12 protein-coding genes are annotated in these 13,474 nt (G+C 68.5%); 7 read left to right on the top strand and 5 right to left on the bottom strand.

The window, feature by feature from the left end:
* The first annotated feature begins 127 nt into the window (after positions 1–127).
* Positions 128–247, top strand: a complete 120-nt coding sequence (locus KQ305_RS14110) for a cytochrome b6-f complex subunit 6 (RefSeq protein WP_259726037.1) — start codon at positions 128–130, stop codon at positions 245–247.
* Here the strand turns inward: KQ305_RS14110 and KQ305_RS14105 are convergent.
* Both KQ305_RS14105 and rimO read right to left on the bottom strand, forming a co-directional pair.
* Positions 234–1,463, bottom strand: a complete 1,230-nt coding sequence (locus tag KQ305_RS14105; RefSeq protein ID WP_259726036.1) for an MFS transporter — start codon at positions 1,461–1,463, stop codon at positions 234–236. The genes KQ305_RS14110 and KQ305_RS14105 overlap by 14 nt on opposite strands.
* On the bottom strand, positions 1,460–2,854 hold the full coding sequence (gene rimO, locus KQ305_RS14100; protein WP_259726072.1) for a 30S ribosomal protein S12 methylthiotransferase RimO: 1,395 nt from the start codon (positions 2,852–2,854) through the stop codon (positions 1,460–1,462). Before rimO ends, KQ305_RS14105 begins: the two co-directional genes overlap by 4 nt.
* 124 nt (positions 2,855–2,978) lie before the next feature.
* Here rimO and KQ305_RS14095 point away from each other — a divergent pair, with 124 nt between their 5' ends.
* Positions 2,979–3,911 carry a vitamin K epoxide reductase family protein gene (locus tag KQ305_RS14095; RefSeq protein WP_259726071.1) on the top strand — a complete coding sequence of 311 codons (933 nt, stop codon included), beginning with the start codon at positions 2,979–2,981 and terminating at the stop codon, positions 3,909–3,911.
* 10 nt (positions 3,912–3,921) lie between these two features.
* Here KQ305_RS14095 and nadB read toward each other — a convergent pair whose 3' ends face one another.
* From nadB to KQ305_RS14080, 3 genes are all read right to left on the bottom strand, one after another.
* Positions 3,922–5,565: an L-aspartate oxidase gene (gene nadB / locus KQ305_RS14090; protein WP_259726035.1), complete on the bottom strand. Its 1,644-nt coding sequence runs from the start codon at positions 5,563–5,565 to the stop codon at positions 3,922–3,924.
* Between the two features lie 189 nt (positions 5,566–5,754).
* Entirely contained in the window at positions 5,755–6,132 is a 378-nt protein-coding gene (gene psbU / locus KQ305_RS14085; RefSeq protein ID WP_259726034.1) for a photosystem II complex extrinsic protein PsbU, read from the bottom strand.
* Between the two features lie 131 nt (positions 6,133–6,263).
* Entirely contained in the window at positions 6,264–6,938 is a 675-nt protein-coding gene (locus tag KQ305_RS14080; protein ID WP_259726033.1) for a DUF3120 domain-containing protein, read from the bottom strand.
* A gap of 155 nt (positions 6,939–7,093) precedes the next feature.
* On the opposite strand from KQ305_RS14080, the gene KQ305_RS14075 reads away from it, so the two are divergent.
* Genes KQ305_RS14075 through KQ305_RS14055 form a run of 5 tightly spaced genes read left to right on the top strand, consistent with a single transcriptional unit; the run spans position 7,094 to position 13,344 of the window.
* On the top strand, positions 7,094–7,966 hold the full coding sequence (locus tag KQ305_RS14075; RefSeq protein ID WP_259726032.1) for an undecaprenyl-diphosphate phosphatase: 873 nt from the start codon (positions 7,094–7,096) through the stop codon (positions 7,964–7,966).
* 55 nt (positions 7,967–8,021) lie between these two features.
* On the top strand, positions 8,022–9,398 hold the full coding sequence (locus KQ305_RS14070; protein ID WP_259726070.1) for a TIGR03279 family radical SAM protein: 1,377 nt from the start codon (positions 8,022–8,024) through the stop codon (positions 9,396–9,398).
* Positions 9,399–9,424: 26 nt separating this feature from the next.
* Positions 9,425–11,134 carry a TolC family protein gene (locus tag KQ305_RS14065; protein ID WP_259726031.1) on the top strand — a complete coding sequence of 570 codons (1,710 nt, stop codon included), beginning with the start codon at positions 9,425–9,427 and terminating at the stop codon, positions 11,132–11,134.
* A 6-nt stretch (positions 11,135–11,140) separates the two neighbouring features.
* Entirely contained in the window at positions 11,141–12,535 is a 1,395-nt protein-coding gene (locus KQ305_RS14060) for a BCD family MFS transporter (protein ID WP_259726030.1), read from the top strand.
* Complete coding sequence (locus tag KQ305_RS14055) at positions 12,532–13,344, top strand: inositol monophosphatase family protein (protein ID WP_259726028.1); 813 nt, start codon at positions 12,532–12,534, stop codon at positions 13,342–13,344. The genes KQ305_RS14060 and KQ305_RS14055 overlap by 4 nt, the downstream gene beginning before the upstream one ends.
* The last annotated feature ends 130 nt before the right edge of the window (positions 13,345–13,474 follow it).

Genomic DNA, 13,474 nt, shown 5'->3' with positions numbered 1-13,474 from the left:
GCAACGGGAAGGGGGTCTTGAGCAGGTCCCGCTGCGCCGCAACCCTAGGAGGTTTCGGGAAATATCAGGCCGTTCTACCTCCTCTCCCCCTGCTGTGGGGGAGAGAGGGGGCGGATCCTCTGCTGTAATGATCCGGTTCCTCGCAGTTGCGGCCGTGGGTGTGGTGATTTATCTGGCGCTCGTCGGTGGCGGGCTCACCGCCGCCTTCCTGGCCACTGTCGTGCTCAAGGGCGTCAGGCTGATCTGAGCCTGAGGGCTCCGTTGCGCCCCAGTTCCAGCACACCCACCACCAGCCCCAGGCCGCCGAGCAGGGCGAAGGTGGCCTGAAGTCCCAGGGTCATCGCCAGGGCAGCGGCCACCAGTCCGCTCACCCCGCCGCCGCCCAGGAAGGCGATCTGCCCCAGACCGGCCATGCGGCCGCGCAAGGCCATGGGTGCCCCCACCTGGAGGATCAGGCTCGATCCCGCCAGCAGGCCCGCCGTGCCGGCTCCGATCAACAGGGCCATCGCCAGGGCGGCCGTGCCCCTGGTGGCCGCCGCCATGCCCAGCTGGGCCAGGGCCACCAGCACGGCGCAGCCCCCCAGCAGCAGCACCGGCCGTTCGCTCAGGGCCAGGCTGTTGCGCTGCAGCACCACGCCGCCGGCGATGCTGCCAGCCGCCAGCACGCTGGTGAACAGTCCGAGGGCCTGCGGCGAGGGCCCGATCACTTCGGCGGCGATCAGGGGGGCCAGGCCTGGGTGAAAGAAGCCCACCAGGCAGGCCACGGTGGTGAAGCGCAGCACGTGGCGCAGGGTGGAGCCGCAATCCCGCCAGGCGGCGCCGAGGCTGGCCCCTTCACCGCCGGCACTGCGCTGCTCCAGCTCCCTGTGGGGTCGCAGCAGCCAGATCACGGTGGCGATCGGCAGCAGGTACGACGCCGCATCGATCGCCAGGGCCATGGCGGGCCCGGAGAGGGCCACGAGCCACCCCCCGAGCGGAGGGCCCACCAGCTTGCCGACGTTGAACACGACAGAGAAACTGGCCAGATAGGGCGCCACCTGCTCCGGCTGGTCCACCAGGAGGGAGCAGTACTTGCTGCGCGCTGTGAGCTCGAAGGAGCTGGATACGCCCACCACCAGGGTGCTCAGCAGCAGCAGGACCACCTGCCCCGTCCCCTGCAGCAGGGGGATGGCCAAGGCCCCCAGGGCCGCCCCGCCGAACAGACCCCACTGGGAGCGGATGAGCATGGTTTCGCAGCCCAGCCGATCCGTGAGCACCCCCGCCCGGCCGCTGACCAGCAGGCTGGGCAGGGCCAGGGCCGCGAAGTGCAGGGCCAGCAGCAGCGGGTTGCCGGTGCCGGCCATCAGGATCCAGCCCTTGGCGGTCAGCCCGGCGAAGGATCCGGAGGTGCTCAGGCCGGAAGCGACCAGGAAAAGGGGGCGCTGGTGCCGTTGCAGCCAACCGTCTCTGCTGCCGGGGCTCAAGCCCGGCTCCGCGTGGCGGCCTGGGCCTCACGCACCATGGCGCCCGCCCCCACCACCACGCCGCGCAGGTCGTAGGTGTCGGCCGCGGTGATCCGCACCGGCACCATCGTCCCGGGTGCGGCGCAGAGTCCACCCTCACCGGGGCTGACATGCACCTCGCCATCGACCTCAGGGGCGAAGCGGGCGCAGCGGCCCAGCATCTCGCCGCTGGAGGGGTTCTCCTGCTCGATCAGCACATCCACAATCCGGTCCACCCAGGCGCCGTTGCGATCGGCGGCGATCGGCTGCTGCAGGGCCATCAGCCTGTCCCGCCGCTCCTTGGCGATCTCCGGTGGCACGGGGTCGCTCAGTTCGGCGGCGGCGGTGCCCTCCTCGGGGGAGAAGGTGAAGACGCCCACGTGATCGAAACGCTGCTCGGCCACGAAGGCCAGCAGATGCTCGAAGTGCTCCTCCGTCTCACCGGGGAAGCCGACGATGAAGGTGGTGCGGAGCACGGCGTCGGGCAGCTGTGCGCGGATGCGTTGCAGCAGGGCGCCGTTGACGCCGCTCTGCCAGGGACGGTTCATGGCCCTGAGCACCTCCGGATGGCTGTGCTGCAAAGGGAGGTCCAGGTAGGGCAGAACATTGGGGACATCCCGGTAGGCGGCAAGCACGCTCTCGGTGAGGCCGGTGGGATAGGCGTAGTGGACCCGGATCCAGGGAATCTCCACGTCCCCGAGGGCCCGCAGCAGGTCGTCCAGCCGCGGTTTGCCATAGAGATCCAGCCCGTAGTTGGTGGTGATCTGGCTGATCAGGATCAGCTCCTTGACGCCCTGGGCGGCCAGCTGGTGGGCTTCGGCCACGATCGATTCGATCGTGCGGGAACGCTGGTCGCCGCGCAGCCTGGGGATGATGCAGAAGGCGCAGCGGTAGTCGCAGCCTTCGGCCACCTTCAGGTAGGCCACCGCCTCGGAGGTGGTGCGATAGCGGGGCAGGTGTTCATCGCCTACGAAGGTGGGCACCGGGCTGACCCTGTTGACCCGCTCCCCGGCCTCGACCCGCTCCAGCACCTCCACGATGTGCTGGTAATCGCCGGTGCCGACGATCGCCCGCGCCTCCGGCAGGGATTCGAGCAGTTCCTGCTGGAAATGCTGGGCCAGGCAGCCGGCGATGATCAGCTCCTTGCCCTGTTCGGCCAGTTCCACCAGGGTTCGCACCGATTCGGCGCGGGCCTCCTGGATGAAGCTGCAGGTGTTGACCACCACCACCCTTGCCTCGCTTTCGTCGGCGCTGACGCCGTAGCCGGCCTCAGCCAGCAGGCCGAGCATGTGCTCGGTGTCCACCCTGTTCTTCTCGCATCCCAGGTGGGTGAAGGCCACGGTGGGCCGTTCTCGACTGGGCTGGGGGGACATGCTGCTGCGGGTGGAGGGGGAACGGGCCGGGACGCCGGCACCAAGGGAGTGGGCGCCAACGCCAATGTCCACCCTATGCAAGCCCCCGCGGCTGCGAGAATCCCTCCACGACGCGTCCGTGCCTGTGACTTCCACCCGCCTCGCCAGCCGCCTCACCAATCGCCGCCGACCCGAGCCGGGTCGCCGCTGGGCGCGGGTGGTGATGGCCGTGCTGGCCACCATCGGCGTGATCGACACCGGATCGATCACGTTGAACCGCTGGGGCGTGATCGGCAGCCTCACCTGTCCTGGAGGGGCCGAGGGCTGCGACAAGGTGCTCAACAGCCCCTGGGGGAGTGTCTTCGGCCAGCCCCTGTCCCTTTTCGGTCTGTTGGCCTACGGGGCGGTGTTGGTGATGGCGTTGCTGCCGCTGGTGCTCAAGGGCGAGGCCCGCACCAGCATCAACGGGCTCAGCTGGTGGGGCCTGTTCCTGCTCAGCGCCGGCATGGCGATCTTCAGCCTGGTGCTGGTAGGGGTGATGGCCTTCCAGATCAAGGCCTTCTGCACCTTCTGCCTGATGTCGGCACTCATCAGTGTGTCGTTGTTCGTGTTGAGCCTGATCGGCGGGGAATGGGAGGACACCGGCGCCTTGATCTTCCGCGGCGTGCTCACCGCTCTGGCTGTCGGTCTGATCGGACTCGGCTGGGCGACCTCCCTCAACCGCCCCGAGGCGACCACCGGCCCTGGAATGCCCAGGCCGGTGGTCGCCGCCAGCACCCCAGCCACCCTGGCCCTCGCCGAGCACCTCACCGCCACAGGCGCGGTGATGTATTCGGCCTACTGGTGCCCCCATTGCCACGACCAGAAGGAGCTCTTCGGCAAGGAGGCCACGGCCAAGCTCAAGATCATTGAGTGCGCGCCCGATGGCCGCAACAGCCAGGCGGCGCTCTGCACCAGCAAGAACATCCAGGGCTTCCCCACCTGGGAAATCAAGGGCCAGCTGGATTCCGGCCAGAAGAGCCTCGCCCAGCTCGCCGCCCTGAGTGGCTTCAAGGACCCTGCAGCCCCCGCCAACTGAGGCGCTCCCCTCAGCTCTGGCCCACCGGACCTGTGAAGGGAGATCGGCTCAGCCGCTGAAGTGTGTGACGCCGCCAGAACGGCTGGGGGGTCGGGGCATCGGTGCGGTGATGGCCGCCCCGGCTCTCCACCCTGAAAGCGGCGGCCTCCATCAGCAGTTCAGCCAGCACCAGCCGCTGGCGCAGATCCTGCAGCAGCAACAGGTGCTGGCTCTGCTCCGACGTCAATGGAAGCTCCTGACCGGGCGGCAGGTCGTGGGCCCGGCGCAGCAGGGGAGCCCGTTCATGGGCGGAGCGTTCACGGCGGACCTGATGCAGGGCGCCTTCGAGATCCACGCCGCGCCGCTCCACCCCCGCCACCTGCCAGCACAACCGGCGCAGGTCGCCGATCGCCGCGATCAGGGTGGCTTCGTCCGGGCTCGCCTGCACCTCAGCTCGGCTGAGCCCCGGTGCCGCCACTGGGGTGCCGGGAGTTGCAGGGGGAAGGGGCTGGGGGCGCAGGTGGCGCAGCCGGCGGGCGAAGACCAGGCATTCCATCAGGGAGTTGCTGGCCAGGCGGTTGGCCCCGTGCACGCCTGTGCTGGCCACTTCCCCCACCGCATAGAGGCCGCCCAGACTGGTGGCGCCCTGCAGATCGGTGCCGACCCCCCCCATCCAGTAGTGGGCGGCCGGGGCCACGGGAATCGGGGCGTCGCAGGGCGACAGCCCCAGCTCACGGCAGCGGCGCAGGATGGTCGGGAACTGGCGTTCCAGCCGCTCGCGGCCCACAGGCCGCAGGTCGAGCCATAGATGGGTCACCCCCTGCTCCGCCATGCAGCGGGCCAGGGCGCGGCTCACTTGGTCGCGGGGGGCCAGATCGCCTCCCTCCAGCTGAGCCACCGGAGAGCGGCCGGCGGCGTCGAACAGCCGCGCCCCTTCGCCGCGCACGGCTTCACTGATCAGGAAATGGGGCGCACCTGGCAGCATCAGTGCCGTGGGGTGGAACTGCACGAACTCCAGGTCCCGCACCCTGGCCCCGGCGCTCCAGGCCATGGCCACGCCATCGCCGCTGGCCTGGGTCGGGTTGGTGGTGTGGGCAAAAAGATGGCCGCCGCCCCCACTGGCCAGCACCACCGCACCGGCCCTCAGCCAGCGCAGGCGGTCACCCTCGAGCACCTGCAGCCCGACGCAGCGGCCGTTCTCCACCCACAGCTGCAGGGCGGGGATGCCCTTGCGTTGCTCCAGCCCTGGCCTGCGCTGCACCTCCCGCTCCAGGGCATCCACCAGGGCGCCGCCGGTGCGGTCCTGGGCGTGCAGCACCCGGCGGTGGCTGTGGGCCGCTTCAAGCGTGGTGCTCAGGCCCTGGGCGGTGCGGTCGAAGTCCATGCCCAGTTGCACGAGCCGCTCAACGCAGGCCGGCGCTTCCCGCACCAGCACGTCCACCGCCTCCGGATCGCAAAGGCCGGCACCGGCCCTGAGGGTGTCGGCGATGTGGCTGGCGAAACTGTCGTCGGCTCCGGTCACGGCGGCGATACCGCCCTGGGCCCATCGGCTGGCAGATGGTGGACTGCTGGATTTGCTCAGCAGCAGCACCCGCAGCTGGGGTGGCAACTCCAGGCAGGTCATCAGTCCTGCGGCGCCACTGCCCACCACCACCACGTCCCAGTGGGAGGCCATGCGTGGATTCGGCTCATCCAAGTGGCTGCTTCACCCCTTTACACCGTGCCTTGTGCTGGAGAGCCTATGGCCAGGGCGGCGGCAGGCCTGCCATCAAAAAACCGCCGGGGTGACGGCGGTTCATAGACGGCGGTTCGTAGATGGTGGTCCAGGCAAAGCCGGGAATGGCCCGCCGGGTTGCCGATGGGCTCAGCGGTAGACGCCGTCGTTGATGCGATCGAAGCCTTCGTTCAGGGCGATCGCAGGCGGGGTCACGGTGAAGTTGCCCTTGTACTTGTTGAACAGCTCCTTCTGGCGGTCGGTGAGATCCAGCGCCAGCACGTCGTCGACGCTGTCGTAAGGACCACCGAGGACGATCTTGCCGGCCAGGGTCGGATACATCCCGGGGTACTGCTGGAAACGGCGAACCGAGGCGTTGTTGAGGTCCACCTTGCCGCCGCTCTCGGCGATCTTGTCGTCAATCTCGTTACGGCGCTCCGCGGCGAGGGCGGCACCGGGCAGAACCAGGGTCATGAGCAGACCGGCCAGGACCACACCACTCATCAACCAGGCAAGCAGCCGCTTCATCACGACACTCCTTTGGGGGATAGAACCAGGGGACCCTGGCAGTAACAGGGCGGTGATCAGCAGACCACCGGTGCAACGTTACAGAAAGCCCCCTGGTCTTCCCCGGCGGGCGGCTCTGCTTTTGCAGATCTTCAGATCAGGCCACTCAGATGAGGGGCCACCAGGGCAGCACCCAGGAACAGGGCGTCGACGGCCAGGGTGGTGCCAAGGGCTGAGGCGGCAACCCGCCAGGCCCCCCCCAGGATCCAGAGCCGGCGGCAGATCAGCACCAGCAGGCTCGCGGTCAGGCCAACGAGGGCCAGGGGCCAGGGCTGCAGCACCTGGATGGCGGCCCCTTGCAGCAGCAGCGGTGCCTCGGCCAGCGGTGCATTGAGAACCTGGGGCCAGAGGTCCATGAGTCCGGCGGCCGCGATCACCCCGTCGGTGCTGGCGGTGCCGAGCAGGGAGCTCAGATAGAAAGCCCCCGCCAGGCGCCAGCGGCCCCCGAGACCCGCCAACGCGAGAGGCAGGGCGAAAGCCTCGATCGGCAGATGCAAGACCGGGTGGAGCCGGAGCCAACCCCAGAACAGACAGCCCCCCAGCCAGCTGCCGCAGAAGCCAACCAGGAGCACACCCAACTGCTGCCACTGCCCCTGGCCCCGGCGCTCCAGCAGCAGGGCCACGGCCATCAGGGGGATGGTGAACAGGGCCGCCGCCATCGGCGCGGCCCGCACCCAGGGAGCCTGGAGGAACACCGGCACGGTGACCAACAAGGCGGCTGCCAGGGGCAGGATCGCCGCGGCTGGGATGGCAGCCGGCGTCGCCACGATCGGAAGCCTCGGCAGGGCCGTGGCGCGAGTCGAAAGGGTGGGTGGGACCCCGAGCACCTGGTTGTGAAGAAAGTTGACCAACCTTAAAGGGCGGGGTGGGTGCTTCCGTGACCCGTCCGGCCATAGGGTCAGCCGCAGTATCGGCTTTCCCCATGCCGCTGGTCGCCACGGCCGCCACCCTGCCCCTGGTCGAGGCCTGCTGGCACGCCCTCGTTCTGGGGATCGTTCAAGGGTTAACGGAGTTCCTGCCGATCAGCAGCACGGCCCACCTCAAGGTGGTACCGGTGCTCCTGGGCTGGGGAGATCCTGGAGTGGCGTTCACGGCCGTGATCCAGCTGGGCAGCATTGCCGCCGTGCTCGGCTACTTCCGCAAGGATCTGGCTGAGGTGGGCGCCGGCGTGGCCCGCGCTTTCCGCCACGGCCAGTGGAACGACCCGCCGGCCCGGCTGGGGGTCGCCATCGCCCTCGGCACCGTGCCGATCGTGCTGGCGGGCCTGGCCATCAAAGTGCTGGTGCCCGGCTACGAGACATCCCCCCTGCGCAGCTTGACGTCGATCGCCATCGTCTCGATCGTGATGGCGCTGCTGCTGGCGGTGGCCGAACTGGTGGGCCGCCGCCGCCGCCTGCTCGAGGCCGTCACCCCCCGGGACGGCCTGCTGGTGGGCCTGGCCCAGGCCCTGGCCCTGATCCCCGGGGTGTCGCGCTCGGGCAGCACCCTGACAGCGTCGCTTTTTGATGGCTGGCAGCGGGCGGACGCGGCACGCTTCTCGTTCCTGCTGGGCATACCCGCCATCACCCTGGCCGGGCTGGTGGAACTCAAGTCGGCCTTCGGCTCGGTCGAGAACGGCGGTGTGATTCCGATGCTGGTGGGCATTGCCGCGGCGGCGGTGGTCTCCTGGCTGGCGATCGCCTGGTTGCTTCGCTTCCTGCAGCAGAACAGCACCTGGATCTTCGTGATCTACCGGCTGCTGTTCGGTCTGGTGATCCTGCTGGGGTTCCGGGGGCTGGAGGGTGTCACCCCCTGAGGGGGCAGGGCCGCCACACTGGAGCGATATCCCTGTCGCCTTTGCCGTCACCCCCGTGTGGAAGGAGCCCTCCTCTGCCCTCGCCGGGCCCGTCACCCAACCCTTGCCCGCGCTGGTGGCCTCGGTGGAGCCTGGCTCGATCGCCGAGGAGCTGGGCTTTCAGCCCGGTGACCGCCTGCGCAGCATCAACGGAGTGCGCCCGCGGGATCTGATCGATCTCCAGGTGCTGCAGGGGGAGGAGGAGCTGGTACTGGAGGTGGAAGACCCCGATGGAACCCTCCACGTGGTGGAGCTGGAGAAGGACCTGGACGAAGGGCTGGGGCTGGGCTTCAGCGAAGCCCTGTTCGATGGCCTGCGTCAGTGCAACAACCACTGCCCCTTCTGCTTCATCGATCAGCAACCGCCAGGGCGCCGCGGGAGCCTCTACCTCAAGGATGACGACTACCGGCTCAGCTTCCTCTACGGCTCCTACCTCACCCTCACCAATCTCACGGCGGCCGACTGGGTCCGGATCGAGGAGCAGCGCCTCTCCCCCCTCTTCGTCTCGGTCCATGCCACTGACCCTGAGCTGCGCAGCCGCCTGCTGGTGAACCCGCGGGCCGGCCTGCTGCTGGAGCAGCTGGACTGGTTCGCCGAGCGGCGCCTGCAGATCCACGCCCAGGTGGTGGTGTGTCCGGGGCTGAACGATGGCGAGGCCCTGGAGCGGACCCTCACCGACCTGGCGCGCTTCGCCACCGGACCCTGGCCCGCTGTGCTGTCCACCGCCGTCGTGCCGGTGGGTCTGACGCGGTTCCGGCCGGATGGTGATGCCCTGCGTCCGGTCGACCGTGACGGGGCCCTGGAGGTGATCGCTCGGGTCGAGCGGCTGCAGCGGATCTTCCAGGCCAGCACTGGCAGCCGTTTCGCCTGGCTCTCCGATGAGTGGTTTCTGATCGCCGGCCAGCCCCTGCCGCCCAGGGCCAGCTACGAGGACCTGCCCCAGCAGGAGAACGGCGTCGGCAGCATCCGCGCCTTCCTGGAGGAGCTGGAGGGGGTCACCCGGGACCTGCCGAGCAGGATCGCTACCGTCCGCCGTTGCAGCTGGGTGGTCGGCCGCCTGGTGGCCGAGGCGCTGCAACCGGTGGTGGAGCGCCTGAACCGGGTCGAGGGGCTGGAGCTGCTGCTCCATGGCCTGCCCAGTCCTTACTGGGGCCAGGAGCAGGTGGTCACTGGGCTGCTCACGGGCTCCGACCTGATCGAGGGGCTCAGCGGCCGTGACCTGGGTGAGGAACTGCTGCTGCCCAGGGTGATGCTGCGGGATGTGGAGGAGGTGTTTCTGGACGACACCACACTCGCCGACCTGCGCAGCCGGCTGCCCGTCCCGGTCCGTTTGCTGGGGGGTGCGGACGATCTGGTGGCCGCCTGCCTCGGCACCCCACGGGGAGATGCTTAAGCTCGGGCGGAAGCGAACGGTCCAACGTGAGGCGCCAACCACTCCTGCTCGCGGCACTGGTGGTGCTCCCCTCGGTTGGCTTCCAGTCGCTGCCGGTGGGGGCCCAGCCGGCTCCAGCCCCCGCCATCCAGACCCTTCCGGCTCCCCAGCCCCTGCCCCTGGCGCCGGAGGTCAAGGGATCCAGGCCGAAGTCGAACCCCAGCGTGCTGGCTCCCGCCGCCAAGGAGCTGCCCCCGGCGCTCCAGGACCTTCGGGCTCCCAATCCCCTGGCCTTGCCGATCAAGCCCTCCCAGGTGCGCATCCGGGAACTGCGGCCCCTGGCTCTGGCCGATGTGGAAACCCTGGTCGAAGTCAATAACCCCGAGCTCAAGGCGATCGCCAGCCAGGTCGAGCAGGCCCAGTCGGCCCTACGCGCCCAGATCGCCCTCTGGTACCCGACGATCCAGCTCAATGCCAACAGCCTGCCCACCTACACCGGTGGACAGCAGTTCAGCAGCGCGTTCACTGGCACCGGCCAGCAGCCCGGCAACACGATCACCAGCATCTGGCGGATGACGGCGGTGCTGCAGGCCAGCTGGGGCCTGATCAACCCCACGCGCACGCCGCAGATCGCTGCGGCCCGTGACCGGTTTGAGCAGGCCAAGAACCAGTACCTGATCGGCCTGCGGGCAAGGCGTCTGGAGGCGGCCGAGGCCTTTTTCAATCTCCAGGTTTCCGACGAAACGGTCCGCATCGGTCAGGAATCGGTCCGCTCCTCCCTGGTGAGCCTGCGCGATGCCAAGGCCCGTTTCCAGGCTGGGGTGGCCACGAAGCTGGAGGTGCTGGAAGCGGAAACCCAGCTGGCCCGCGATCAGCAGGTTCTCACCCAGGGTCTGTCTGATCAGGCCATCGCCCGCCGCGCCCTCGCCGCCCTGCTTGATCTTCCCCAGGACGTGACGCCCACCTCCAAGGAGCCCTCCCGGGTGGTGGGGTCCTGGCTGCCCTCGCTGCAGGAAAGCATTGTTGCCGCCTACGCCTTCCGCGAGGAGCTCGACAACGTCCTGCTCAACATTTCCATCGCCAACAGTGAGGCGAACACCGCACTGGGCCGGGTCCAACCCTTCCTGAACATCGCCTATGGACTGACCGGTGGTCGCACCAGGGGTGTTCAGTTCGCCAACCGCAGCACCCCGGGCGTCAACTTCGGCAACGAGGGCTGGTCGGTGGAGAACACGGTGGGTCTGAACCTCAACTGGACCCTCTTCGATGGTGGTGCCGCCCGGGCCAATTACCGCCGCCAGAAGCAGGTTGCTGAACAGAACACGTATCAGTTCGCCCAGCAGCGCGACGCGATCCGCCAGCAGGTCGAGACCAACTTCTACGAGCTCGAAAAGAACAACCGCAATATCACCACCACCTCCCGCGAGGTGATCTCGACCAGGGAATCCCTGCGTCTGGCCCGTCTCCGCTTCCAGGCCGGAGTCACCACCCAGCGGGAGGTGGTGGATACCCAGCGTGACCTCACCCAGGCCGAAGTGCGCTGGTCGACGGCCATCTCCGACTACAACAAGGCCCTGGCCCGGTTGCGGCGTTTCACCGGCCTCGACCAGGTCGGCCTTTGCCAGCGTCAGTCCCTGCCAGCCACCAGTCCGAGGCCAGCGGGATCGACCTTGATTCCAGTGGAGCCCCAGCCCCTGATTCCCGCCTGTCGGGCGGGCAGCCCGATCGGGCCCGAGGCCATGCCGCCGGGGTCCTGAGGCCCGTTGTCATCCCACCTTCGCCCCGGCCTGACCCTCCCCGCCACCGTGCGCCTCGGTCTCTTCCAGGGTTGCCTGGGCTGCCTGGCGGTGATTTTTTCCGGACTGCTCAACCGGATCATGCTCAGTGAGCTGGGCTTCCCCGGACTGCTGGTGGGCGGAGCGTTGGCCTTCGAGCAGTTCGTGGCCCCGTCGCGGGTGCTGTTCGGTCAGATCTCCGATGCCCACCCCCTGGCCTCCCGTCACCGGGTTCCCTACGTCCTGATCGGCACAGCGGCGTTCTGCCTGCTGGCGGTGCTGTCGGTACCGCTGATTTTCCAGGTCGGACGCCTTCTGCAGGACGGCAGTCAGCCTGGCCTCGCCCTTGGCATCGCGGCCCTCTGCGGCCTGTTTGCTCTCTACGGCCTGGCTATTTCTCTGGCTACCACCCCTTACCTGGCTCTGGTGATCGACCGCACCAGCGAACAGGAACGCCCCCGGGCAGTGAGTGTCATCTGGTGCATGCTCACGGTCGGTATCGTCGTCGGCGCCGTGGCTATCGGAGTAAGCCTGCGCTCCCTGGATGGGGTCAGCGATCCTGTGGTGCTCCAGGCGACCCTCTCCCGCTTCATGACGATCGTGGCCGCCGTCGTGATGCTCCTCACCGTGGTGGCCACCTGGGGGATGGAGTCGCCCCTGCGTGAAGGCCCCGATGGGACGGCGACCAGGCGGGAGGATGCGATCGGTCTGCACCAGTCCTGGACCCTGATCACCTCCAGTCGCCAGGTGCTGATCTTCTTTTCCTTCCTGATCCTGTTCACCCTCGCCCTGTTCCTGCAGGATCCGGTGCTCGAGAGCTATGGCGCCCAGGTCTTCGCCATGCCGATTGCCGCCACGGCCCAGCTCAACGCCTTCTGGGGCGTCGGCACCCTGGTGGGCCTGCTGCTGGCAGGGCTCTGGGTGGTGCCGCGGCTAGGGAAGATGGCCACCGCGCGCCTCGGCTGCCAGCTGATCGCCCTGTCCCTTTTGCTGCTGATTGTGGCGGGCCTGACGGCCAGAATCCCCTTTCTGCAGGCTGTGATGGTGCTGTTCGGCCTGGCGGCCGGCATCGGCACCAACAGCGCCCTTTGCCTGATGCTCGACCTCACCCTGCCCCAGGCGGCCGGCACCTTCGTCGGCGTCTGGGGACTGGCCCAGGCCCTGTCCCGGGCGATCGGCAAGCTGCTTGGTGGTGGCTTGTACGACATCGGCCGCTCGCTGCCGCTGGGTCAGGGTCCCTACGGCCCCTTCGCCCTGGTGCTGGGGGTGGAATTGCTGGTGGCCCTGGCGGCCCTGGTGCTGCTGTCCCGTGTCAATGTGCGCCAGTTCCGGGAGGACACCTCCCGCAGCCTCAGCCAGGTTCTGGAGCTGGAACTCGGATGACGGACCATGTCCCGCACCGCCTCGATTCCCGGCTGGAGGCCCTGATCGATCGGGTCGCCGAGCGACAGCGCGCCGATTTCGGCCACAGCCAGCCGGATCTGAAGGCGGATGGTTCCTTTATCACCGCCTGTGATCGCTGGAGCGACGCCACCCTTGTGGAGGGCCTGGCGGAGTTGTTCCCGGGCGAAGGCGTCCTCAGCGAGGAAGGCCGGCAGCAGGTGCCGGCCACGGAGGCCTACTGGGTGGTGGATCCGCTGGATGGCACCACCAACTTCGCCGCCGGCATCCCTTACTGGGCGATCTCGATGGCTCGCTTCGAGGCCGGAGTGCCTGTGCTGGCGATCCTTGATGTGCCTCCGCTACGTCAGCGGATCGTGGCGATCAGGGGGAGGGGAGCCTGGCGCAATGGCAAGCCCATCCCGCCCCCGGCGCAGCAGTTGCACAACGCCGGCTGCGCCTCCCTTTGCAGCCGTTCGATCCGGGTGCTTCAGAAGCTGCCGCACCGTCCCTTCCCGGGAAAGATCCGCTTGCTGGGTGTGGCGAGCCTGAACATGGTGTCGGTGGCCATGGGCCAGACCGTGGCGGCCCTGGAGGCCACTCCGAAAATCTGGGACCTGGCGGCGGCCTGGCTGGTGCTTGAGGAACTGGGCTGTCCCCTGCGCTGGCTGGGAGCAAGTCCGAATGGACTGCAGGCCGGGGAAGATCTGGCCCAGACGGATTTCCCGGTGTTGGTGGCCAACCGCCAGGAGACACTGGATCGCTTCATGCCGTGGGCCGAAGTCCTCAAGCCGCAAAGGCCGCCGGCTTAGGTGATATGATTTTGGACTGCGCCCCAGAGAGCGAGAGCTCAAGCGGGACGCGGACTTACTGAGACTGAGAGGCGCGAGCCGACGGTGCTGTAAGTTTTCTAAGTCGCCGAGAGGCGACGCGCCGCGAGAG

It is taken from the genome of Synechococcus sp. CS-1332 (assembly GCF_025127995.1).
Lineage (GTDB): Bacteria > Cyanobacteriota > Cyanobacteriia > PCC-6307 > Cyanobiaceae > Cyanobium.
Note: the sequence above shows the minus strand (reverse complement) of the source record. Positions and strands in the feature narration are given on the sequence as shown.

Coding starts and splice junctions, on each gene's coding strand:
- rimO (WP_259726072.1), bottom strand. CDS start 2,854: ATGTCCCCCCAGCCCAGTCGAGAACGGCCCACCGTGGCCTTCACCCAC.
- KQ305_RS14075 (WP_259726032.1), top strand. CDS start 7,094: ATGCCGCTGGTCGCCACGGCCGCCACCCTGCCCCTGGTCGAGGCCTGC.
- KQ305_RS14055 (WP_259726028.1), top strand. CDS start 12,532: ATGACGGACCATGTCCCGCACCGCCTCGATTCCCGGCTGGAGGCCCTG.
- psbU (WP_259726034.1), bottom strand. CDS start 6,132: ATGAAGCGGCTGCTTGCCTGGTTGATGAGTGGTGTGGTCCTGGCCGGT.
- nadB (WP_259726035.1), bottom strand. CDS start 5,565: ATGGCCTCCCACTGGGACGTGGTGGTGGTGGGCAGTGGCGCCGCAGGA.
- KQ305_RS14110 (WP_259726037.1), top strand. CDS start 128: ATGATCCGGTTCCTCGCAGTTGCGGCCGTGGGTGTGGTGATTTATCTG.